This window comes from Micromonospora endolithica (assembly GCF_003626595.1).
In the GTDB taxonomy this organism is placed as follows: Bacteria; Actinomycetota; Actinomycetes; order Mycobacteriales; family Micromonosporaceae; genus Micromonospora; species Micromonospora endolithica.
The window spans coordinates 108,546-130,564 of record NZ_RBAK01000006.1; the positions used below are offsets into that span (position 1 = coordinate 108,546).

General features: G+C 70.9%; 20 protein-coding genes. 10 read left to right on the forward strand and 10 right to left on the reverse strand.

The features are described from left to right. Window positions 1-13: 13 nt before the first annotated feature. The gene (locus tag D7223_RS16930; protein ID WP_120729371.1) at window positions 14-3,559 is read right to left on the reverse strand and encodes a ThuA domain-containing protein; all 3,546 of its coding nucleotides are present in this window, start codon (window positions 3,557-3,559) and stop codon (window positions 14-16) included. A gap of 459 nt (window positions 3,560-4,018) precedes the next feature. Here D7223_RS16930 and D7223_RS16935 point away from each other — a divergent pair, with 459 nt between their 5' ends. The 8 genes from D7223_RS16935 (at window position 4,019) to D7223_RS16970 (ending at window position 13,212) form a co-directional block, all read left to right on the forward strand. Further along, complete coding sequence (locus tag D7223_RS16935; RefSeq protein ID WP_120729372.1) at window positions 4,019-5,530, forward strand: sugar ABC transporter ATP-binding protein; 1,512 nt, start codon at window positions 4,019-4,021, stop codon at window positions 5,528-5,530. Between the two features lie 114 nt (window positions 5,531-5,644). Then, window positions 5,645-6,619 (forward strand): ABC transporter permease, encoded by a 975-nt coding sequence (locus D7223_RS16940; protein WP_120729373.1) that lies wholly within the window; start codon window positions 5,645-5,647, stop codon window positions 6,617-6,619. 2 nt (window positions 6,620-6,621) lie between these two features. Beyond that, on the forward strand, window positions 6,622-7,617 hold the full coding sequence (locus D7223_RS16945) for an ABC transporter permease (RefSeq protein ID WP_120729374.1): 996 nt from the start codon (window positions 6,622-6,624) through the stop codon (window positions 7,615-7,617). Further along, a complete protein-coding gene (locus tag D7223_RS16950) occupies window positions 7,617-8,798 on the forward strand; it encodes a substrate-binding domain-containing protein (RefSeq protein ID WP_238162070.1) in 1,182 nt (393 codons plus the stop codon). Before D7223_RS16945 ends, D7223_RS16950 begins: the two co-directional genes overlap by 1 nt. A gap of 6 nt (window positions 8,799-8,804) precedes the next feature. Continuing rightward, on the forward strand, window positions 8,805-9,413 hold the full coding sequence (locus tag D7223_RS16955) for a TIM barrel protein (RefSeq protein ID WP_238162074.1): 609 nt from the start codon (window positions 8,805-8,807) through the stop codon (window positions 9,411-9,413). Between the two features lie 186 nt (window positions 9,414-9,599). Further along, window positions 9,600-11,999 (forward strand): RICIN domain-containing protein, encoded by a 2,400-nt coding sequence (locus D7223_RS16960; protein ID WP_120729376.1) that lies wholly within the window; start codon window positions 9,600-9,602, stop codon window positions 11,997-11,999. A gap of 128 nt (window positions 12,000-12,127) precedes the next feature. Further along, entirely contained in the window at window positions 12,128-12,505 is a 378-nt protein-coding gene (locus D7223_RS16965; RefSeq protein WP_120729377.1) for a PadR family transcriptional regulator, read from the forward strand. 2 nt (window positions 12,506-12,507) lie between these two features. After that, window positions 12,508-13,212 carry a hypothetical protein gene (locus tag D7223_RS16970; protein ID WP_120729378.1) on the forward strand — a complete coding sequence of 235 codons (705 nt, stop codon included), beginning with the start codon at window positions 12,508-12,510 and terminating at the stop codon, window positions 13,210-13,212. On the opposite strand, the gene D7223_RS16975 is transcribed toward D7223_RS16970, so the two are convergent. Then, window positions 13,169-13,726, reverse strand: a complete 558-nt coding sequence (locus D7223_RS16975; RefSeq protein ID WP_120729379.1) for a GNAT family N-acetyltransferase — start codon at window positions 13,724-13,726, stop codon at window positions 13,169-13,171. The genes D7223_RS16970 and D7223_RS16975 overlap by 44 nt on opposite strands. Before the next feature lie 153 nt (window positions 13,727-13,879). On the opposite strand from D7223_RS16975, the gene D7223_RS16980 reads away from it, so the two are divergent. After that, a complete protein-coding gene (locus D7223_RS16980) occupies window positions 13,880-14,533 on the forward strand; it encodes a class I SAM-dependent methyltransferase (protein ID WP_120729380.1) in 654 nt (217 codons plus the stop codon). A gap of 3 nt (window positions 14,534-14,536) precedes the next feature. Here D7223_RS16980 and D7223_RS16985 read toward each other — a convergent pair whose 3' ends face one another. Beyond that, window positions 14,537-15,325, reverse strand: coding sequence for a hypothetical protein (locus D7223_RS16985; RefSeq protein WP_120729381.1), 789 nt, complete (start codon window positions 15,323-15,325; stop codon window positions 14,537-14,539). A 183-nt stretch (window positions 15,326-15,508) separates the two neighbouring features. On the opposite strand from D7223_RS16985, the gene D7223_RS16990 reads away from it, so the two are divergent. After that, window positions 15,509-16,807 (forward strand): M16 family metallopeptidase, encoded by a 1,299-nt coding sequence (locus tag D7223_RS16990; RefSeq protein ID WP_120729382.1) that lies wholly within the window; start codon window positions 15,509-15,511, stop codon window positions 16,805-16,807. A 373-nt stretch (window positions 16,808-17,180) separates the two neighbouring features. Here D7223_RS16990 and D7223_RS16995 read toward each other — a convergent pair whose 3' ends face one another. From D7223_RS16995 to D7223_RS17025, 7 genes are all read right to left on the reverse strand, one after another. Further along, window positions 17,181-17,462, reverse strand: a complete 282-nt coding sequence (locus D7223_RS16995; protein ID WP_120729383.1) for a hypothetical protein — start codon at window positions 17,460-17,462, stop codon at window positions 17,181-17,183. A gap of 138 nt (window positions 17,463-17,600) precedes the next feature. Then, a complete protein-coding gene (locus tag D7223_RS17000) occupies window positions 17,601-17,987 on the reverse strand; it encodes a hypothetical protein (protein WP_120729384.1) in 387 nt (128 codons plus the stop codon). Beyond that, window positions 17,984-19,273 carry an NAD(P)/FAD-dependent oxidoreductase gene (locus tag D7223_RS17005; RefSeq protein ID WP_120729385.1) on the reverse strand — a complete coding sequence of 430 codons (1,290 nt, stop codon included), beginning with the start codon at window positions 19,271-19,273 and terminating at the stop codon, window positions 17,984-17,986. Before D7223_RS17005 ends, D7223_RS17000 begins: the two co-directional genes overlap by 4 nt. A 25-nt stretch (window positions 19,274-19,298) precedes the next feature. Further along, a complete protein-coding gene (locus D7223_RS17010; protein WP_202864665.1) occupies window positions 19,299-19,724 on the reverse strand; it encodes a thiol-disulfide oxidoreductase DCC family protein in 426 nt (141 codons plus the stop codon). Continuing rightward, the gene (locus tag D7223_RS17015; RefSeq protein ID WP_120729386.1) at window positions 19,717-20,418 is read right to left on the reverse strand and encodes a response regulator transcription factor; all 702 of its coding nucleotides are present in this window, start codon (window positions 20,416-20,418) and stop codon (window positions 19,717-19,719) included. The genes D7223_RS17010 and D7223_RS17015 overlap by 8 nt, the downstream gene beginning before the upstream one ends. 26 nt (window positions 20,419-20,444) lie before the next feature. Next, the gene (locus D7223_RS17020; protein ID WP_120729387.1) at window positions 20,445-20,996 is read right to left on the reverse strand and encodes a hypothetical protein; all 552 of its coding nucleotides are present in this window, start codon (window positions 20,994-20,996) and stop codon (window positions 20,445-20,447) included. After that, the gene (locus D7223_RS17025; RefSeq protein ID WP_120729388.1) at window positions 20,993-22,018 is read right to left on the reverse strand and encodes an alpha/beta hydrolase; all 1,026 of its coding nucleotides are present in this window, start codon (window positions 22,016-22,018) and stop codon (window positions 20,993-20,995) included. The genes D7223_RS17020 and D7223_RS17025 overlap by 4 nt, the downstream gene beginning before the upstream one ends. Window position 22,019 lies beyond the last annotated feature (1 nt).

Sequence of the window (22,019 nt, forward strand, 5' to 3'; positions counted from 1 at the left end):
CGGGCGGGGTCGGTCACGCCGGGCTGAACCGCCACTGCTGGTTGGCGGCCCCGTGGCAGTTCCACTGCAACAGCCGGGCACCGTCGGCGGTGGCGGCGCCGTTGACGTCCACGCAGAGCCCACTGGGCACGCTCCGCACCGTGTACACCCCGGAGGTTCCGGTCGCCGTGGCGGTGAACTTCTGCTGGTTGCTGTTGTTACAGGTGGCCTGCTGGAGGAAGGCGCCCGGCGTGGTCGAGCCGCCGATCACCTCGGCGCACTTGCCGCTGTGCACCGCCTTCAGGTAGACCGCGCCGCCACCGGCGTCGACGGCCTGCCACTTCTGGTTGTTCCCGCCGGTGGCCGCCCACTGGTTGATCTGTGCGCCGTCGGCGGTGGAGACCCCGCTGACGTCCATCAGCTTGTTGCTGTGTTGCGCGGTGAGCGTCCACGTCCGTCCCGCCACGCCGGTGGTGGTGGGAGTGCCGACGCCGGGACCGCCGAAGGTGTGCGAGTCGAGATCGAACCAGTTGTTCGCGCTGCCCTTGAAGACCAGGTAGAGCGGGTGGCTGCCGGCCAGGGCGGCGACGTTGACCGGCGGCGTCGACTGGTAGTTGTCCCAGCCGCCGGTGCTCGGCACCGGTGTGGTGGCCAGCAGGGTTCCGGTCGGTGAGTCGGCGCGTAGCTCGATCGTGCCGCCGCCGGACGGCGACGACAGGCGGTAACTGACGGTGGTGATGCCCGACAGGCTCATCGGGTTGAAGGCCACCCAGTCGTTGTTGGAGATGTCGCCGACCCGCTTGGTGCTCTCCGCGCCGGCCTGGTCGACGACCCGGGTGCCGGACTGGCTGCTGTAGTACTCGGCCTGCTTGTGCTTGGGCTGGAGGATCACCTGTCCGTAGCCGGTGAGCGGGGCCGCGCCGCCCGCGCCGCCGTTGTCGGTGTAGCGCGCGTTCAGCACGTAGAACAGGTTGGCGCCGTCGGGGTGACCGCCGAGCAGATCGGTGGAGATGGTGCCCGAGCAGCCGGGGTACTCGGTGGTTTCGTGTGCGTGGTCGTCGTGGCCGAGCGCCGGGTTGAGGAACACCTTGGCGCAGTCGACCGGCGCGCCGCCCGGGTCGGTGACGCTGATCTGGTAGGGCACCCGGTCGCCGAAGGTGAGCATGCCGCCGTTGGCCGGAGTGGTGATGGTGACCACCGGGGCGGTGTTGCCGACGGTGATCTGGACGTTGGCGAAGCCGGTCTTGCCGGTGTTGTCGGTGACCTTCAGCTGCGCCGTGTAGTTGCCGTTGGTGGTGTAGACCTTCGCCGGATTGGCCGCGGTCGAGGTGGTGCCGTCACCGAAGGTCCACAGGTAGCTGAGCGTGTTGCCGGGATCGGGGTCGACCGTCCCGGCGCTGCTGAACTGGACGTTGAGCGGCGCGTTACCGCTGGTGGGGGTGCCGGTGGCCTTGGCGATCGGCGAGCGTCCGCCCTGGATGTAATCGATCCGGTAGAGCCCGGAGTCGCTGTTGCCGCCGCCGAAGTTGGTGCCCCACTCCAGCAGGTAGAGCGAGCCGTCCTTGCCGAACTCCAGGTCCATCGGCTTGTTGAACCGCGACGTCGGCAGGAACGGGTTGGTGCGGGTCACCGCCGTGGCCGAGTCGACGTGCACCTCTTTGATGTAGCTGCGGGACCACTCGTAGAAGAAGTGGACGCCGTCGTAGTAGGGCGGGAACTTGGTCGCTGACGGGTTCGCCGGGTCGTACCGGTAGACCGGCCCACCCATCGGCCCGGAGCCACCGGAGCCGAGTTCGGGGAAGGTCGGCGAGGTGCCGTAGCCGTACCACATGTTGGGTGCGACGACCGGCCGCAGGCTGGTCAGGCCGGTGTTGTTGGGCGAGTTGTTCACCGGCGCGGCGCAGTTGAACTTGGCGCCGACGACGCCGGTGTCCGGGTTGTACGGCGCGTACGGCTGGTTGTCGCCGTGGCAGAACGGCCACCCGTAGTTGCCCGCCGACTTGATCACGTTCAGCTCGACGAGCCCCTCGGGCCCGCGGTTGGTGGTCGGGGGGTTCCGGTCCGGTCCGTAGTCGGCCAGGTAGACCCAGCCGTTGGCGGGGTCGATGGAGAAGCGGAAGGGGTTGCGGAAGCCCATCGCGTAGACCTCCGGGCGGGTCTGCGCCGTGCCCTGTGGATACAGGTTGCCCGCGGGAATGGTGTAGCCGCCGCCGGCGGAGGGCCGGATCCGCAGCAGCTTGCCGCGCAGGTCGTTGGTGTTGCCGGCGGTGCGGGCGGCGTCCAGGTTGGCCTTGCCGGACCGCCAGTCCAGCGGGGCGTAGCCCTGCCAGTTGGGGTCGAGGTTCGGCGGGGTGTCGTCGCCGGTGCCGATGTAGAGGTTGCCGTCGGGACCGAACTCCAGGTAGCCGCCGGTGTGGCCGGGCTCGGGGAACGTCCGGTCACGGTAGGCCGGGATGTCGATGACGGTCACCCCGCTGGACATGTTCAGCGTGTCCCCGCTGAGGGTGTACCGGGAGACCCGGTTGATGTCGGTGCTGCTGCTGGCCGGGGAGTGGTACAGGTACACGTATCCGTTGCTGGCGAAGCTCGGGTCCAGGGCCAGTCCGGTGAGGCCGTCCTCGCCGCCGGTGTAGACGCTGAGCGTGCCGGCGGTGACGGTGCTGTTCGTGGCGGGCTTGAAGATCTTGACCTGCCCGCCCCGCTGGACGTACATCACCCGACCGTCCGGAAGCACGGACAGCGCCATCGGGTCGACGGTGTTGTCGTCCAGGGCGCGCTTCTCGAAGTTGCCCCAGACGGTGCCGCCGCAGTCGCCGGGCTCGTTGCCGGCCGCCCACTTGACGCCGCCCAGGACGTGGTTGCGGAAGTTCGCCTCGCTGTACGACGCGATGGCGTGGCCCATGGCGGTGGCCCAGACCCGTCCGCCGGAGACGTTGCGGCACCAGGAGATCGGATGGTCCGGACCCATTGCCCGGGAGCCCGGGTTGTAGGTCCGCTCGTCGGCGGTCACCAGGACGTGGACGTCGCCGCGGGGGTTGCGGTCGAAGTTGTACCACTCCTCACTGCGGTTCCAGCGGTCCGGCAGGCCGGCCGTCGACGGGTGTTTCTTGTCGGCGACGATGGCGGTTCCGGGCAGCACGCCGGGGGAGTGCTCCGGCATGTGCGCGCCGGCGTTCACGGTCTGGTCCCACCACGGGTACTCGGCCTCGATGCCCATGTCGGTCGCGTTGTGGATGGCGACGATGCCCTTGCCGCTGGCGAGGAATCCCTCCACCGCCTGGCGTTGGGCCGCCGAGGTCCACACCATGCCGGAGGTCTGGAACATGACGAGGACGTCGAAGGTGGCGAGGTTGGCCGGGGTGAAGACGTTCGAGTCCTCGCTGTGCACCAGTTCGAAGTTGTCGGCCGCCGCCTGCTGCTGGAACATCGAGATCCCGGCGGGGATGGAGTCGTGCCGGTAGCCGGCGGTCTTGGTGAACAGCAGGGCGCGGAAGGCGGGAGCCGCCGATGCCGGGTGGACGAGCCCGAGCGCGAGCAGCAGACCCGCGAGCAAGCCGATGATCAGTGTGTTGCGACGCATGCCGTCTCCTAGTTCGGCGGAGCAACGGGGGTGCACCACCGCGGGCCGCCCCGCCGGAGCGGTGCACCGCCGCACGAAGTCACACAGCGTGACCGAAAGCCGTGTTCATTCCGTGGTCGGCGGCGGTTCGAGGTGGCAACAGCTTCGGCATGTGTCGATGTTTGCGCTAACATCGAGTCGCCGTCACGGAGCGCGGTCGACTCTGCCGCCCCCTCGGCCCGGCATCACTGCCGATGAGCGACCAGCCCGGAAGTCGCCGTACGTCGAGGATTGCGAACTCATACCCAAGCATCTATCTTCATACGTGTGATGTTTCGTTCGTGTCAAGCAAAAGTTTGCGCACGAGAACAAGAAGTAAGCCGGGCTGTCGCCGGAAGCTTCCGGCCGGCCCGCTGCCAGATGACTCGAGTGCGGCGAGGGGATCTCGCCCACGGCTACTACTTGTAAGGGCTCCTGCGAATGTCGGATCCACGGCCCGTGCCGCTGCTCGCCCTGCGCGGCATCGGCAAGTCCTTCCTCGGCGTACGTGTCCTGCACGGTGTCGACCTGGACCTCGCTCCGGGCGAGGTGCACGCCGTCGTCGGCGAGAACGGCGCCGGGAAGTCCACCCTGATGAAGATCGTCTCGGGTGCGTACGCCCCGGACGACGGCACCGTCGAGTTCGCCGGCGAGGCGCGTGTGTTCCGTGGTCCGCGCGACGCGCAGCGGGCCGGCATCGGCATCATCCACCAGGAGTTCAACCTGCTGCCGGAGCGCACCGTCGCGGAGAACGTCTACCTGGGACACGAGCCGGTACGCCGTGGGCTGGTCGACCGCCGGGAGATGGTGCGCCGCACCGGGCAACTGCTCGCCTCGATCGGGGAGACCGCGTTGCCGGCGGACACCCCGGTAGGGCGACTCGGTGTCGCCCAGCAGCAGGTCGTCGAGATCGCCAAGGCGCTCGCCCTTGACGCGCGACTGCTCATCATGGACGAGCCCACCGCCGCACTGGCCGACCACGAGGTCGAGTTGCTCTACGGCCTGGTTCGCCGGCTCCAGGAGCGGGGGATCGGTCTGCTGTACGTCTCGCACCGACTCACCGAGGTCTTCGACCTCTCCGATCGGATCACCGTGCTCAAGGACGGCCACCGGGTGGACACGCTGTGGACCGCCGACACCACGGCCGGCGAGCTGGTGCGGCGCATGGTCGGTCGGGAGCTGTCGCACTACTACCCGGACCGGGCCGGTCCCGACGACCTCGGTCCGGTCCGACTCACCGTCCGGGACGGTGGCAACCGCAAGCTGCGCGGCGTGGACCTGGAACTGCGCGCGGGTGAGGTGCTCGGCGTCGGTGGACTCCAGGGCTCCGGGCGGTCGGCGCTGGCCCGTGCGCTGTTCGGCGTCGCGCCGTTCACCAGCGGCGCCGTCACGCTCGACGGCGCGCCGGTGCGGCTGCGCTCGCCGCGCACCGCGATCCGGGCCGGCATCGCCTACGTCACCGAGGATCGCAAGGGCGAGGGCATCCTCGCCCGGCAGTCGGTGCTCGACAACGCGCTGCTCGCCGGCCGCGCCGTCTTCGCGGCCCGGTCCGGTCGCACCGCCCGGACCGGGCGGGCGCGCGAGTTGCTCGCCGCCGTGGAGGTCCGCGCCGCCGGTGACGACCAGGAGATCCGCTTCCTGTCCGGCGGCAACCAGCAGAAGGTCGTGCTGGCCAGGTGGCTCGCGCTCGACCCGCGAATCCTGCTCTTCGACGAGCCGACCCGGGGCATCGACGTGGGTGCGAAGGCAGCCATCCACGATCTCGTCCGCCGCCTCGCCCGCGAGGGGGCGGCGGTGCTGATGATCTCGTCCGAGCTGCCGGAACTGCTCGGCATGAGCGACCGGATCGTCGTTATGCGCGACGGTCGGATCGCCGGGGAGCTGCCCGCCGGTGCGACCGAGGAGCAGGTCGTGGCCCTGGCCGTCGACGCCACGCGGGAGAGGGTCCAGTGAGCGTGAGGAGTGAGCCGGGTTTGCGAGCCCCGCAGTCGCGAACGAAGAGGGTCCAGTGAGCGTGAGGAGTGAGCCGGGTTTGCGAGCCCCGCAGTCGCGAACGAAGAGGGTCCAGTGAGCGTGCGGTCCCTCCTGCCCGCCCGACGCCCGGTGCCGGGGGTGTTCGTCGCCCTCGCCCTCACCCTCGCGATCGGCTGGCTGGTCGTCACGATCGACGGCGGTCAGCTCTTCAACCAGTCGACCACGGTGAGCCTGCTGCACGTCGCGGCCGGGCTGGGACTGGTGGCGGTCGGCCAGACCCTGGTCATCCTCGGTGGCTCGCTCGACCTCTCGGTGGCGTACGTGATCAGCTTGAGCACCCTCGTCGCGGCCGAGACGATGAACGGCAGCGACGGCGCGGTGCTGCCGGCGATCGGCCTGGCGCTCACCGTCAGCGCCGCCGTCGGACTGCTCAACGGGCTGCTGGTCACCAGGCTGCGGATCAACGCCTTCATCGCGACGCTCGGGGTCGGACTGTTGCTCAAGGGGTACCTGGACAGCGGCTACGACGGCCCGGCCGGCACCACCGCCCCCACGCTCGTGCAGACCCTCGGCTACCAGCGCGTCGGTCCGGTACCGCTGTCCTTCCTGCTGCTGGTCGTGGTCACCGGCGCGGCGTGGTTCGCGCTCTCGCGGACCCGCTTCGGCCATCACCTGGTCGCCGTCGGCGGTGACCCGACGGTCGCCCGGCTCTCCGGTGTCCGCAACGACCGGGTGCTGGTCACCGCCCACGTGCTCTGCTCGCTCTGCGCCGGGCTCGCCGGGATCTACCTGGCCAGCCGGCTCGGCTCGGGCGCACCCCGGGTGGGCACCGAGGGCCTCTACGACCTGGAGTCGATCGCCGCGGTGGTGATCGGCGGCACCGCTCTCGCCGGCGGTCGCGGCGGCGTCGTCGGCACCGTCGGCGGCGTGCTGCTGCTCGCCGGCATCGACGCCATCTTCAACCAGCTGGAGGTGGACGCCTTCTTCAAACAGGTGATCCGGGGGGCCGTCATCATCGCCGCGGTCGCCGTCTACGCCCACCGGGCCGTGCGAAAGGCGGCGTCGTGACCATGCGGACCGTCCAGCCTCGTCCGCTGCCGATGCGGCTCCTGCGGGCCCGCCCCGGCGGGATCCTGCCGATCCTCGCGATCCTCGCGGTGCTGCTTGTCCTGGTCGCCCTCCGGCAGCCCGACTTCCTCGCCCCGCCGTCGCTGATGTCGTTCCTCGGCCGTTCCGCGCCGGTCATCCTGCTCGCCGCCGGTCAGTACTTCGTGATCGTCTCCGGCGAGTTCGACCTCTCGGTGGGTTCCCTGGTCACCGCGCAGGTGGTCGTCGCCGCCCGGCTGATCGACAGCGATCCGTCGCGGACCTGGCCGGTGGTGGCGCTGCTGCTCGTCGGCGGTGCGCTGGTCGGGTTGGTCAACGGCCTGATCACCACGCGACTGCGGGTGCCGTCGTTCATCACCACCCTCGGCATGTTCCTGATCCTCGTCGGCGCGGTCTATCTCTGGTCCGACGGCGCCCCGAAGGGCGGGCTCTCCGAGGAGTTCCGCCGGTACGGCCGGCGCGCGTTCGAGGACGTGCCGGTGCTCGGCCGCGTGCCGTACGCGCTGCTGGTCCTCCTGGTCCTGGTGGCGCTGGCCGTGTTGCTGATGCGCTCCGACTTCGGCCGGACCCTGGTCGCCGTCGGCGACAACCCGCGCACCGCCGAGTTGAGCGGGGTACGGGTCTGGCGTACCCGGACGATCGCCTTCGTCCTCAGCGGACTCGCGGCGGCGGTCGCGGCGATCCTCCTGGGTGGCTACAGCGGGGTGTCGTTCCAGGCCGGCGTCGGCCTGGAGTTCGGTGCGATCACCGCGGTGGTCCTCGGCGGCGTCGCGCTGGGCGGCGGTCGTGGCTCGGTGGTCGGGGCGATGCTCGGTGCGCTGACCCTGGAACTCCTGTTCGCCCTCATGAATTTCTACGGCGTCTCCGGCGCCCTCAGATCGACCGTCCAGGGCGCGATCATCCTGCTCGCCGTGGCGGTCTCGGCAACGCGCAACGCTTCGAGACAAGGGGAAACATAGTGCGACGTTCCATGGCGGCGCTGGCCGCCGTCACCCTGCTGGCGCTGGCCGGTTGCGCCACCGACGAGCCCGCCGCGAGCCCCTCCGGCAGCGCCTCCGCCGCCGGTTCGGGCACCGGGGACCAGTCGAAGTTCTTCGTGCAGGCCGACTACGACGCCGAGCTCGCGTTGCTCGACACCGCCCCGACCGGGCCGGCCGACAAGCCGTGGGAACAGGTGCTCAACCCGACGATGGTGGACACCGCCAAGTTCAAGAAGGCCGGTCCGCACAAGATCTGCTTCTCCAACGCGGCGCTGAACAACCCGTGGCGGCAGGTCGGGTTCAAGACCATGCAGGCCGAGGTCGAGGCGCAGCGGAGCCGGATCAAGGAGTTCGTGCACGTCGACGCCGAGGGCAAGGACCAGAAGCAGATCGCGGACATCAACGACCTGCTCGGCAAGGGTTGTGACGCGCTCATCGTCTCGCCGAACACCACCGCCACGCTGACCCCGGCCGTCGAGGCGGCCTGCCGCGCGGGCCTGCCGGTCGTCGTCTTCGACCGTGGTGTCGACACGGACTGCCCGGTGACGTTCATCAACCCGATCGGTGGGTACGGCTTCGGTCACGTCGGCGCCGAGTTCGTCAGTCAGCAGATGAAGCCCGGCGGCAAGGTGCTCGCGCTGCGCATCCTGCCGGGCGTCGACGTGCTGGAGACCCGCTGGTCGGCGGCGAAGGTGGCCTTCGACAAGGCGAAGGTCGACGTCGTCGGGGTCGAGTTCACCGACGGGGACCCGGCCAAGACCAAGAAGATCGTCGACGACTACCTCCAGCGGTACGGCACCATCGACGGCATCTGGATGGACGCCGGCGCGGTCGCGGTCGCCGCGGTCGAGGCGTTCCAGGACGCGGGCAAACCGGTGCCGCCGATGAACGGCGAGGACCAGCTCGACTTCCTGAAGATCTGGAAGGACCGGAAGCTCAACGCGATCGCGCCGACCTACCCGACGTACCAGTGGCGTACACCGATCATCGCCGCGCTGCGGATCCTCGACGGTCAGCAGGTGTCCAACCCCTGGAAGCTGCCGCAGCCGACGATCACCCGGGAGAACCTGGACAACTATCTCGACCCCGGCATGCCGCCGCTGCACTACGCGATGTGCGGTTGCGCCGACCTGCCCGGTTATCCGCAGCGCTGGAAGTAGGTTCCGGTGTACGCCATCGGTGTCAACCCCTGGGTGTGGACCTCGCCGGTCGACGACGCGGCGCTGGCCGAGCTGGTCCCGCGGATCGCCGGGTTCGGCTTCGACGCGGTCGAACTGCCGATCGAGCAGCCCGGTGACTGGGATCCGGTCCGCACCCGGGACCTGCTGGCGGCGTACGGGCTGGCCGCGGCCGGCGTCTGCGCGGTGACCCCGCCGGGGCGCGACCTCGTGGCCGCCGCCCCGGCGGTCGTCGAGGCGACGGTGGCGTACCTGCGGAGCTGTGTGGACAGCGCGGCGGTCCTCGGCGCGCCGTGCGTCGGAGGTCCGGTCTACGCCTCGGTGGGCCGGACCTGGCGCATGTCCCCGGCGGCCCGGGCGGCCTGCTACGCGGACTTCCGCCGGGCACTCGCGCCAGTCGTTCACCGGCGAGAACGAGACCATCGCCACCGCCGCGTCGATCTGGCGTCCGCTCGCCCCGTCCCAGGATCAGCTCGCCCGGGACGGCCTGACCTATCTCCGGGGGCTCCTCGGCTGACCGCCGGGGATGGTCCGGTGTGGCCGCTCGGTCTCCCGCAGTGCCATGGATCGATTCTTGCTAAGACATCATTCGTATGATGAACTTCAGGAACCGGGTACCGGTGTCGCCTCGGGTGGCGCCGCGGTTCGTTCCCCGCGCGGCCGCCTGATCGCACCCTCGCCGGTGGCGACTCGTCCCAGCGCCACCAGCAGCGCAACGCCGACCAGTCACAGAACCGGACCGTCTGCCACACCACCACCACCCCCAGGTAAGGAGACCCTTCCGTGTCCGTACCGTCATTCCGCGCTGCCCGAAGGCGGGTGCTGGCCGGTGTCGCGGCGGCGGCCCTCGCCGCCGTGGCCACCGCGACCGTCGTCACCGCCGCGGCCACCCCGGCGCTCGCCGCCACCACCACCCTCTACGCCTCGCCCTCCGGCAGCGGCACCAGTTGCTCCGCCGCCCAGCCGTGCTCGCTGACCGCCGCGCAGACCGCGGTGCGCGCCCAGGCCGGCTCGATGTCCGGCGACATCGTCGTCCAGTTGGCCGACGGGGTCTACCGGCTCACCGCACCGCTGCGGATGACCGCCGCCGACTCCGGCACCAACGGTTACCGCGTGCTGTGGCAGGCGGCGCCGTCGGCGCGTCCGGTGATCAGCGGAGCCCGCGCGGTCACCGGCTGGACCCTCGCCGACGCCGGCCGCAACATCTGGCGGGCCAACGTGGGCGCGGGCCTCGACAGCCGGCAGCTCTACGTCAACGGCGCCATCGCCACCCGGGCGCGGACCCAGGTCAACCGGGCCGACTTCACCCCGGACAGCAACGGGATGAGGTTCAGCAGCAGCGCCCTGAGCTACCTGAACAACCTGGCGAACAAGAGCCGGGTCCAGATGGAGAGCGTCAACTCCTTCACCGACCGGTACGTGTCGGTGCAGAACATCACCGGCAACGTCATCACCATGCAGCAGCCCGGCTGGAGCAACAACAACTTCGGCTACGACACCTTCACCAGCCCGCACCGGGCCGGTCCGCTCTACCTGACCAACGCCTACGAGTTCCTGGACGTGGCGGGCGAGTGGTATCTGGACCCGACCACCGGTGCGCTGTCCTACATCCCGCTGGCCGGACAGAACATGAACTCGGTGAGCGTGGAGCTGCCCACCCTGCAGGCCCTGGTCAGCGTCGGTGGCACCTACGCCGCGCCGGCGCACCACATCTCGTTCAGCGGGATCACCTTCACCGGGACGAGCTGGCTGGGCGCCAGCAGCAACCAGGGCTACGTCGACCAGCAGACCGGTTCCTACATCGCCGGCAACTGGAGCTGGCCCAGCTTCACCTCCTGCCACAACGGCTGCCCGCAGTTCGAGGCGACCCGACCGAACTGGCAGCAGATGCCCGCCGCGGTGCAGGTCTCCGCCGCCAACGACATCACCTTCACCGACTCCGCGTTCGTCAATCTCGGGCAGACGGCGCTGGGTATCGGCAACGACGCCAACGCCCACCTCAGCGGCGTCGGCCTGGGCACCCGAAACATCACCGTCAACCGGTCGGAGTTCGCCCGCAACTCCGCCGGCGGCATCCTGGTCGGTGGCGTACGCGCCGACGCGCACCACCCCAGCGACCAGCGCATGGTCAACCGGGACGTCACCATCAGCAACAACCGGCTGCACGACCTCGGGATCGAGTACCGGGGCATCGTGTCGGTGCTGACCACCTACGTCACCAACGCCACCATCTCCTACAACGAGGTCTACAACATGCCGTACACCGGCATGTCCATCGGGTACGGGTGGGGCGCCAACGACGCCGGCGGCAGCGACCACTACGCCGGCCGTGGCCTGTACAACTACCAGCCGCGGTACACCACGGCGACCACCGCGTCGAACAACCGGCTGATCGGCAACCACGTGCACGACGTCATGCAGCAGATGAACGACGGCGGCTGCATCTACACCCTGTCGGCGAACCCGGGCGGGCTGATCAGCGACAACTACTGCCTGCGGACCAACGGCTACTTCGGGGTCTACTTCGACGAGGGATCCCGCTACTTCACCGCCCGCAACAACGTCTTCTCCGCCACCGGCACCTGGGCCACCGCCAACTACTGGTACGCCGAGAACATGGGCAACTTCACGGTCACCAACAACTGGTCGACCAACGGCAGCACCAACGTCACCAACGGCGACCGGGGCAACGTCGTCTCCGGCAACGTGACCGTGACCAACGGCAACTGGCCGGCCGGCGCCCAGGCCGTGATGGCGGCCGCCGGACCGCAGAGCGGAGACGGCAACGGCCAGCAGAACGTCCAGATCGTCGGGGGACAGTCCGGCCGCTGCCTGGAGATCGGGAACTACAGCACGACCAACGGCACCCAGGCGCAGCTCTGGGACTGCCACGGCGGGACGAACCAGCGGTGGACCCACACCGCGGGCAGGCAACTGATGGTGTACGGCAACAAGTGCCTGGACGCCTCCGGCCAGGGCACCGCCAACGGCACCCTGGCGATCATCTGGGACTGCAACGGCCAGCCCAACCAGCAGTGGAACGTCAACCCCAACGGCACCATCACCGGCGTCCAGTCCGGGCTGTGCCTCGACGCCAGCGGCAACAGCACCGCGAACGGCACGAAGATCCACCTCTGGGCGTGCCACGGCGGCACCAACCAGCAGTGGAGCCTGCGCAACTGACACGGCGGGCGGGCGGGGTCGTGCCGGTCGGCGCGGCCCCACCTCCGTGGAGGCGGCGCCGCCGCACTCCTGGCGGCTGACGTGGTTCGGTATATCGTGGCGCCAACTAGTAGCGTATTATGTCTCGCATGGTAGCTCCGGGGGATCAGCCGACCGACGAGGGCGATCGGCAGACGCAGCTCCTTCGCGGCGCGCTGGACATGTGCTTGCTGGCACTGCTGGCCCGCGAACCCGCGCACGGCTACGAGCTGGTACGGCGGATGGAGGCGGCCGGATTCGGTGCGATCAGCTACGGCACCATCTATCCGCTGCTGACCCGGATGCGCCGTCTCGGCCTGGTCGCCGACGAACAGCAGGTCAGCCCGACCGGGCCGCCTCGCAAGGTCTACGCGTTGACCGGCTCCGGCCGCACCCACCTGGACGCCTGGCAGAAGCAGTGGACCCGCTTCGCCGGCATCGTCGACGCCGTCCTCATCCCGCCCGCTGACCGCACCACGAGGAGTTGACCGTGGACATCATCGACAGCGTCCTTGCCGAAGCAGACCAGGCATGGCGCGCGTACGGGGTCGGCCCGGCCGACCGGACGGCGCTCGCCGCCGATCTGCGCCTCGATCTCCAGGCCGCGGTGGCCGACGGAGGCGTACCGGCGCAGCTGATCGGCGGCGACGTGGCCGGCTTCGCCCGACGGCTCGCCGACGAGGCCGGTGTCCGGCGAGTACGCCGGGACTACGCCCGGCTACTCCGCACCGCACTGCTCGGTGCCGTCCTCGGCGTCGTGCTCGGCTACGGCATCCTGATGGCGGCGTACCCGGTGTTCGTACGCCTGGTGGACATCCCCCGCTCGGTCCAGGTGCCGGTCCAGGTCGCGGTCGGCGTCTACTACGGTGTGCCGGCAGCCGTGGTCGTGGCCGGGGCGGTCGTGGCGGTGCGGCACCGGCTGCGCGACCTGCCCGAGATCCGGAGGACGACCCGGATGATGAGCGTCCTGCTGCCGGCGGCCGGCATTCTGGTCACCCCGATCACCATGGCGTTCGCATGGTCCACCGATTACGACACCGCACCGGAGGTGGTGGCCGTGGAGGTCGCCATGGTGCTGGCCGCGCTCGCTGGTGCCACGGTGCTGGCCCGCCGCCTGTCGCTGTCCGACCGCCGAGCGGCCGCCGCCGGCGCTACTCGGCGACCTGCCACTGCTCCAGGTACTCCTCGGCGGTGATGCCGAGCAGGACGACGTCGTGCTGGCGGCCGCGCCCGAAGTGGCTGCGGCGTCTGCGTCCCTCCTCCACGAAGCCCAGCCGTTCGCAGAGCCGCAGTGAGGGCCGGTTGAACGGCAGCACCTCGACGTTGCACTTCTGGTAACGCCGCTCGCGGAACATGTAACGCAGCAGCAGGACTGCCGCCTCGGTGGCGTGGCCCCGACCGCGGCGCTCCGGGTCCAGCGCGATGCTCGCGCCGAAGGTGCCGTTCCAGGGCTGCGCCAGCCGGGTCGACACGGTGCCGAGGATCGCCTCGTCCTCGGCGCCGACGATGGCCAGGGTGAACTCGTCGTCCTCGCGGGCGGTGAACTCGGGCGAGGTGCGCCGCTGGAACGCCGCCGCCGGCCGGGGTGGCACGACACCGCCCTGCTCGGCGTAGTCCGCGTCCTCGGCGATGCGGCGCAGGACCGGCCAGTCGTTCGGCTCCAGGGCGCGCAGCCGGACTCTCGTGCCGGTCCACGGATACATCGTCATCACCTTCTCCGTCGGGCCGTCCGTAAGGAAGGCTCAGAATAGGACGGTTGGCTGACGGATAAAACCACCAAATAGCGTGTTGGTGACTAGATCGACAGGAAATCGCTGATAGTGCCACGTGTGGTACTCCCAGGCCGTGACATACTCACCCCGATGAATGAGCGTGGCCGCGGACCCGACTCGGTCGCCCGCTTCAACCGGTGGGCACCGAGCTACGACAACGATGGCGTGCAAAAGATCTTCGCACCCCTGCATCGGACCACTCTCGACTGGGTGGCCGCGCTGACCACCGGGCCGACGGCGACCCGGCCGGCAGCGACCGGGCCGCCCGTCCTGCTGGATGTCGGCTGTGGCACCGGCGCCCTGCTGGCGGCGGCGGCGTCCCACCTCCCCGGCGCGCGCCTGGTGGGCGTCGACCCCGCCGAGGAGATGACGCGCATCGCCCGCCGGCGGCTGCCGGCGGGCGCACAGGTGATCTGTGCCGGTGCGGATCCGCTGCCCTTCGCCGACGGCGCCGTCGCCGTGGTGGTCAGCACGATGGCGTTCAACTTCTGGCCACGCCCCGCCGAAGGGCTGCGCGAGGTGGCCCGGGTGCTCGCCCCCGGTGGCCTGGTGGTGATCGCCGACCTGTTCGCGGTGGGCTGGCTGCGTACCGTCGCACCGGTGGTGGGGGCCGGCAACCGGCCGCGCAGCCGGCCCGCGATGGGCCGGCTGCTGGCCGACGCCGGCCTGCGCGTCGTCGGCTGGCGCGCGGTGAGCCGGCGCGGGCCGGTGCCGATCCTGCACGCCGTGGCGGCGACTCGCTGACGCTCAGCTCCCGGTGATGCTGCTGCGCCAACCGCCCCGGCGGAACTGGATCTCGCCGGCGTAGGTGGGCGGCAGGTCGAACTCGGCCAGCCGGGTGCCGGCGTCGATCGTCACGTCGACCGTCGCGACGCTCGTCGGGCGCAGGGCGTTCTGGTAGGCCATCGTCACCTCGCCGCGTCGCCCGGCGGCGTAGATCGGGGCGCTCTGCACCTCGGTGACCGGGGTGGCCGCCGGCTCGGTCACCAGCGCGGTACGCCGGTGGTCCAGGCCGGAGCCCCGGAAGCTCATGGTGATCCGGTTGCGGCCCGTGGCGTCCGCCTCGACGGACTCGGTCGCGGCCACCGGCCGCACCTTCAGGCCGAGCAGCTGGGCCTGCGCCACCAGCGACAGGTTGGTGGTGCCGTACCAGAGCTGGAAGAACGCCTCCTGGGGTACGCCGTCGCGCGACTGGAGCAGCGTCAGGCCCATGGTGCTGACGTGCCGCCCCGGCCACCGGTGGCCGTTGACCTCCACCCGGCCGCACTGGTGGTCGGAGACCAGCAGGTAGCCCAGGTCGGGGCTGGGCGGGAACGGGGCGATCTCATAGCGTGCGGGCACCGCCGCGCGCAGCTCGGTCATCGGCGCGAGCAGCATCTCGTTGAACTCGTAGCAGTCCTGCTCCACGGTGGACACCGACCAGGAGCGGGTGGCCGCCGACGCCGAGGGCGACTGCAGGGCCACGGTGACCGCGACGACCAGCGGGCACAGCACGATGGCGACGGCGCGCAGCGCCGCGCGTGGGTAACTGCTCATGACTTCCGCCCTTCGGTCCGACCCCGGTCGGGTCCGTCAGCCCGAATTCTCGTCCGGCACCGATTCCCGGGGGCAGACCAACCGACCTGACCGATGGGGCAGCGCCGGTCGGGGTCGCCGGATGGGCAGGGGCCGTCCGGGCACCCGGTGTGCGACGGTGTGGAGTGAGGAAGGGAGGGCGGCATGGTCCAGGAGAGCGCGCTGTCGGCGACGATCCGGGAGACCACGCTGCCCGGCGGGCTACGGGTGATCACCGAGACCGTGCCGTCCATGTCGTCGGTGGCGCTGGGCGCCTTCGTCGATGTCGGCGCGTGCGCCGAGCCGGCCGCCCTCGGTGGCCTCTCCCACTTCCTCGAACACCTGCTCTTCAAGGGCACCCCGCGGCGCGACGCCCTCCAGGTGGCGCGGGCCATCGACGCGGTGGGCGGCGACTCCAACGCGCAGGCGGGCAAGGAACTGACGTTCTTCCACGTACGGGTGCGTGACACCGAGCTGCCGGTCGCGGTCGACCTGCTGCTCGACCTGCTCACCTCGCCCCGCCTGGACGCCGGCGACGTCGAGGCGGAGCGGCGGGTCATCCTCGGCGAGCTGGCGATGCAGGAGGACGACCCGGGCACCGTGGTGCGGACGCTGCTGGGCCGCGCGCTCTTCGGCGACGGCACCCTGGCCCGCCCCGCGGTGGGCACCCGTGAGTCGGTCCTGGCGATCGGCGCCGACGACGTGCGCGAGTTCTACCACCGGCACTACCGGCCCGACCGGGTGCTGATCGCCGCCGCCGGCAACGTGGGCCACGACGAGTTGGTCGACCGGGTGGCCACCGCGGTGGCCGACGCCGGGTGGCAGGCCACGACCGGCGGCGCGGACACCACAACGGACGCCCGGATGCAGGACGGCGGGCCACGGGTGCGGGTGCTGCACCGACCGTGGGAGCAGGCGCACGTCACACTCGGCGTGCGCGGCATGGGGCACACCGACCCCCGGCGGTACGCGATGACGGTGCTGGGCACCGCCTTCGGTGGCGGGCTGTCCTCGCGGCTGTTCCAGGAGGTACGCGAGAGGCGGGGCCTGGCGTACGCCATCGGCTCGTACGCGTCGAGCTACCGGGACACCGGCACGTTCGTGCTGTTCGCGGGTTGTGCTCCCGCGAAGGTCGACGACCTGCTCGCGTGTCTCGGCGAACAGGTCGTCGACCTGAGGGCGCGCGGCCTGACCGACGACGAGCTCGACCGGGGAAAACGGCAACTGGCGGGCAAGTTCGTGCTCGGCCAGGAGGACACCTTCTCCCGCATGACCCGGATCGCGAGCAGCCGGCTCTTCACGGGCGTAGCGGAGTCGGTGTCGGACGTTCTCGACGGTATCGCCGCCGTCCGCGCGGAGGACATCGACGCGGTGGCGGCGGAGCTCTGGAACGTCGGGCGGTCGCGCCTGGCCGTCGCCGGGCCGGTGGACCCGGACCACGACTTCGCGGCGGTGTTGCCGTGACCAGCCGGCGCGGCGCAGCGCCGGGTCACCCCACCAGCCGCGGGTCGCGGCCCCCCGGTCCGGGTGGCGGCCTGGCGGTCGTCACCCTTGCCCTCGGAGACGGCGTACGCGAAACTGAAGGTCCTCGTCGGCGCCGGGAACGCGGCCGGCGCGACGGGGGCGGTCATCGTCGGCGCGGTGGAGCGCGCCGACCGGAGCTGCCACAACTGGCCACTGTCAACACGGGCCTCTGGATCCGCGGCGACGGTCTCGATGCGGTTCATCGTGATCCTCCGTGGCGCGGACGGGCGCGGCCTGACAGCGGTTGGCGTGGCGGGGTTCCCGTCGGCCGGGTGGAGCCGGCCGACGGGAACCCGTGATAGCCCTACCAGGGTCAGGAAAGCCCGCCGACGGCGGCCTGACGGGTCGCGACCAGCTCGTCGACCGGCATGTCGGCGAAGTTGCCGCGCACCCCGGTGAACGCGCCGTAGCCGGCGTCCGGTCCGTTGAACACGGCCTGCATGAACTGGTAGCCGGCGCCGACGCCGAGGATGAAGCCGGCGACGCACGGGCAGGTCAGCGTCGGCACGGTGGCCTCCACCGACTCCAGCGGCCGCAGGTAGGTGGTGTCGGCCTCGGGCAGCAGGTTCTGGGCGACGGTCTCGATGCGGTTCATCGTTCTACCTCCCTTAGTGGGTGTCCGGTGACATCTACGTTAGGAAGGCGAGCGGGGAGAGTCATCCCTCATATTGTGGGTTTGGATCGGGGCCGCCCGGGGGATGATGATCGATCCCCCGGACGGCCCCGCAGGTGCTCAGCCGCGCGCCACCCGCGCGGCGCTGACCAGGCACACGGTGGCCGGCAGCAGGCCGACGGCCCAGGCCCAGTCCTGGTCCCGCAGCAGGTAGTAGCCCAGCAGTGCGGCCAGCAGCGCGACCCCGTACGCGTTCAGCGTGGCCGTCGCGGCGCGGGCCGGCCCGGCCTGGGCGCCGGCGCGTCGGCGCAGTGACGAGCTGACCCACGCCAGCGCGCCGACGAAGAAGATGACGCTGAAGCCGAGGACGGCCTGTACGCCCGAGGGCAGCCGCCCCGCGCCGACGAAGATGGCGACGGTCAACGCGGCCAGGGCCAGCGCACCCGCCACGTAGCGGGTCCGGGCCGAGTCGGGCTGTCCGCCGCGGGCCTCGGATCGTGCGGTCATACCCGCTCTCCGTCCGCCGCCACGACCACCGGGTCCGGGTCGGGGATGTCGAAGTAGGTCGACATCGCGGCCGTGCCGGAGATGACGGCGATGAACGCCTCCCGGGCCGATCCCAGTTGTTCGTTGAAGGCCATCATCGCCTCCGCCTGCTGGAAGTAGTCCTCCACGTCACGGTCCGGATTGTAGAAGAACCGGACATAGGACAGGAAACCGGAGATCATCTCGTGATAGCCGGCGTGGTAGCCCTCCAGCGCCCGCTCGGCCAGGTCCGGCCGCCGCAGCGCGACGTCCGCGGCCCGCGCCGCCGGGTGGGAGGCCAGGATGGACAGGCAGACCCCGCCGGAGAAGAGCGGGTCGATGAACGCGCCGGCGTCGCCCACCGCCAGCCAACCGGGCCCGGAGAACCGGTCGGTCAGGTACGACCAGTCGCGGGTGGTGCGGAACTTGTCGACCTGCTCGGCGCCGGCCAGCAGGTGCTTGAGCTGGCGGCTCTCCGCGACTCCCCGGGCGTACAGCTCGGCGATGTCGACGTCGGCGGCCCGGACCGTCTCGGTGGGGGTGACGTAGCCGACGCTCAGCGTCGGCGGCGTGGTGGCGACCGGGATCGCCCAGAACCAGCCGTCGGTGACCCGCTCGACGAGGATGTTGCCCTCCTGCCCGGCCGGCAGCTCCCCGGTGGGGGCGAAGTACGTCCAGTAGGCGAGGCTGCGCAGGTCCTCCTGCCAGTCGATGGTGGCCAGGTGCCGGGTCAGCGCCCGGGCCTGCCCGGAGGCGTCGACGACCAGCGACGCGCGCACCACCCGCGGCTCGGCTCCGTCGACGGTGTACGACACGCCGACCACCCGACCGTCCTCGATCACCGGAAGACCGACGGTGGCCTGAAACCGGACCTCCGCGCCCAGCTCGACGGCCCGGTCCAGCAGCAGTTGGTCGAACTCGGCCCGGCGCACGTGGTACGAGTACGGGTACGGCCCGCCCAGTTCGGCGAAGTTGACGTTCCACAGCTCGCGCTTGGCGCCCCACACCAGGCTCAACCCGTTCTTCTTGGGAAAGCCGAACGCCTCCAGGCGTTCCAGCAGCCCCAGATCCTCCATCACGCTCAACATTCCGGTGATCAGTGACTCACCGATGTGGTAGCGGGGGAAGACCTCGCGCTCCAGCACCAGCACCCGGTGCCCGCGCTTGGCGAGCTGGCCGGCCGTGCACGAGCCGGCGGGTCCGCCGCCGACGATGACCACGTCGAAGAACTCGTCTCCGGCGGTTCCCGATCCGATCGGCTCTGCCATGGGAAGTCTCCTTCGCTCTCGGTTCTCAGGACTCGGGGTGGGGCGGGCGGGGGACCGCGCACGCCGCGGTGCCGCCCGGCAGCCGCATCCGGTTGTCGGCCACCAGGCGGTAGACGCCCGCGGCCAGCCAGCGGGTCGGTGGCAGGGCGAGCAGGAAGCCCACCGGCCGCCAGGCGGGCCGGCCGGTACGCAGCAGCCGGGCGAACGCCTGCGCGCCGCCGTACACCCGGCCCGAGGGTTCGACGTAGAGCACCTCGTGGTCGGCGCGGGAGGCGGTCACGCCCCAGGCCGCCAGGTCGACGGTCTGGTACGCGGCGATCGGCGTCGCCGGCCGCACCCGGCCGCTGATGTCGTTGATCGACCGGGTGCAGAAGCCGCAGTCGCCGTCGTACAGCATGATCGGCCCGGCCGGGGTGGCGGGGGCCCGGCGGGGGGACGCGTGGTCAGCCAACGGGACCTCCGGTGGGTTGCGGCGCCAGCGCGCCGAGCGCGCTCTGCCCCTGACACAGCAGGCCGTGCTGCTGGGCGAAGACCACGGCCTGGGTGCGGTTGCGGACCCCGAGCTTGCGCAGGATGCTCAGCACGTGGCTGTGCACGGTCGCGGCGGAGATGAACAGCTTCTGCGCGATCTGCTTGTTGGGATGGCCCTGGGCCAGCAGGCTCAGCACGTCCAACTCACGGTCGGTCAGCGCGTACTCGGCCGTCGACTTCGAGTGGGCGCAGGCCAGCCGGCACAGGGCGGTGGCCAGGGTGGCCAGGATCGACGGCGGGACGAAGGGGTGACCGGCGGCCACCGCGCGCACGCCGATCATCACCTCCTCCGGCGGGCTGTCGAGCAGCAGCACGCCACGGGCGCCCGCCGAGATCGCCTGTGCCACCACCCCGGCCGACTCGAAGCCGGCCACCACGATCACGCCGCCGAGCCGGCTGCGGGAGCCCGGAGCGGCCGCCAGCCGGGAGAGGTCGGTGGGGGACACCTCGATCGGCACCAGGCCGACCGCGCCGAGGGCGCCGCGCAGGCGTGTGCACATGACGTCGACCGAGTCGACCACGACGACGTCGTGGGTCAACCGCGGTGCGCGCAGCGCGTCGATGATCCGGTCGAACGTCGTCGGGTATCCATCCAGGACGATGACGGTGGTCACCGCGGCCTCCCCGCTGTGGGTCCAGGTCAGGCAATTGGGTGCCGATTGGACAGGAAGAGCATCACCGGCTCCTCGTCGACGTCCCGGCCGGACGATCGGGCGACCAGGAACTGGGTCCGCCGGGCCCCGGGGGCATGCCGCTGACTGTGCGTGATGAAGTTCAGCAACGTCAGGTAGGCCACCGAGACCTGGATGTCCTCCTTCTCCAGCGAGGGTTCCTGGGTGATCTTGATGATCTCGTTCATCGTGTCGAAGACGATCTTCTCGCCCCGACGGTTGGGGTGCCAGAACGCGTGTCGCAACGTGCGCTCGCCCGCGACCAGCACCTCCTTCCACTCGGTGACCTCGCCGTCGGCCAGCTCGTCGCGGAAGAGCAGGTGGTTGTCGTAGGTGCCCGGCTGCGGCGCGAAGAAGCGCCAGTCGGGCAGGAACACGCCGTGTGGGTCGATCCGCTCGGACAGCTTCGACCGGCGGGTCGGCTCCTGCTTGACGGCGCTGGCCACGAACCAGGTCCCGAGCACCCCGTAGAGCGCCATCCTGCGGATCGTGGCCATGCTGATCCGACTCATCTCGATCACCGATCCTTCTCGGACTGTCGGTCCGCCGGGTGCAGCGGCCGCTGCTCCCGGACCGCCTGTACGACACTTCGCACCGCGGCCACCACCCGCGCCGCCGGCTCCTGGTGGGTGACCAGCTCGATGTGCTCGACCCCGTCGACGATCTCGTGCACCGCGTCGTCGGAGAGCTGGGCCAGCTCCTCCTGCAACTGCAGGTGCACCGGGTCGCCGGTGACGGTCGCGCCGGCGGTCAGCACGTACAGCCGGCACTGCGGCGGCAGCTTCGCGTCGCGTACCTCGGCATTGACGTCGGTCTGCCACGCCACGAACTCGGCGTACGAGCCGTGCCACATCTGCCGCGTGCTGAAGGCGGCCTTCGCCGCCCGGCGCGCCGGCTCGGGCAGGCCCTCGATCCGGAAACGCCGGTCGCTGTACGGGTTCAGCCGGATCATCCCGATGGTGCTCTGCCACATCGAGTCCCGCAGGTACTGCTCCACGAACGGCAGGCCGACGCGCTGCCGCTGCGAGCGCACCAGCTCCTCCGGATGGGCGACGTCGGCGAGGACCAGGCCGGCCACCTGCTCCGGATGGCGCTCGGCGAAGTGCCGCACCAGCAGGCCGCCGTACGAGTGGGCCACCAGCACGTACGGCGGCCGGGCGCCCACCGCGTCGAGCGCGGCCGCCAGGTCGTCGGACGAACGTTCGGCGGTGCGCGGCAGCGGGCCCGGGGCGCTGCGGCCGATCCCGGCGCGATCGTAGGAGACGGTGGGTGCGAACGCGCCCACCCCGTCCTGGATCCACGCCCACAGCTCCAGCGGGGTGGCCATCCCGCTCTCGAAGACGACGGTGGGTCCGGGCTGCTCGGCCAGACCGGTGGTGTGCACCCGCAGCGTGCGGCCACCGACGTCGACGTGGCTGCCGGCGCCGGGAATCAGGCGGCGGTCCCGGCGGGTCGCCGCGGCCTGGTAGGTCGCCCCGGCGGCCAGCGCCACGGCGCTGACGCCGAGCCCCGCGGCGAGGATTCGCGGCATCATGGTGGGCATG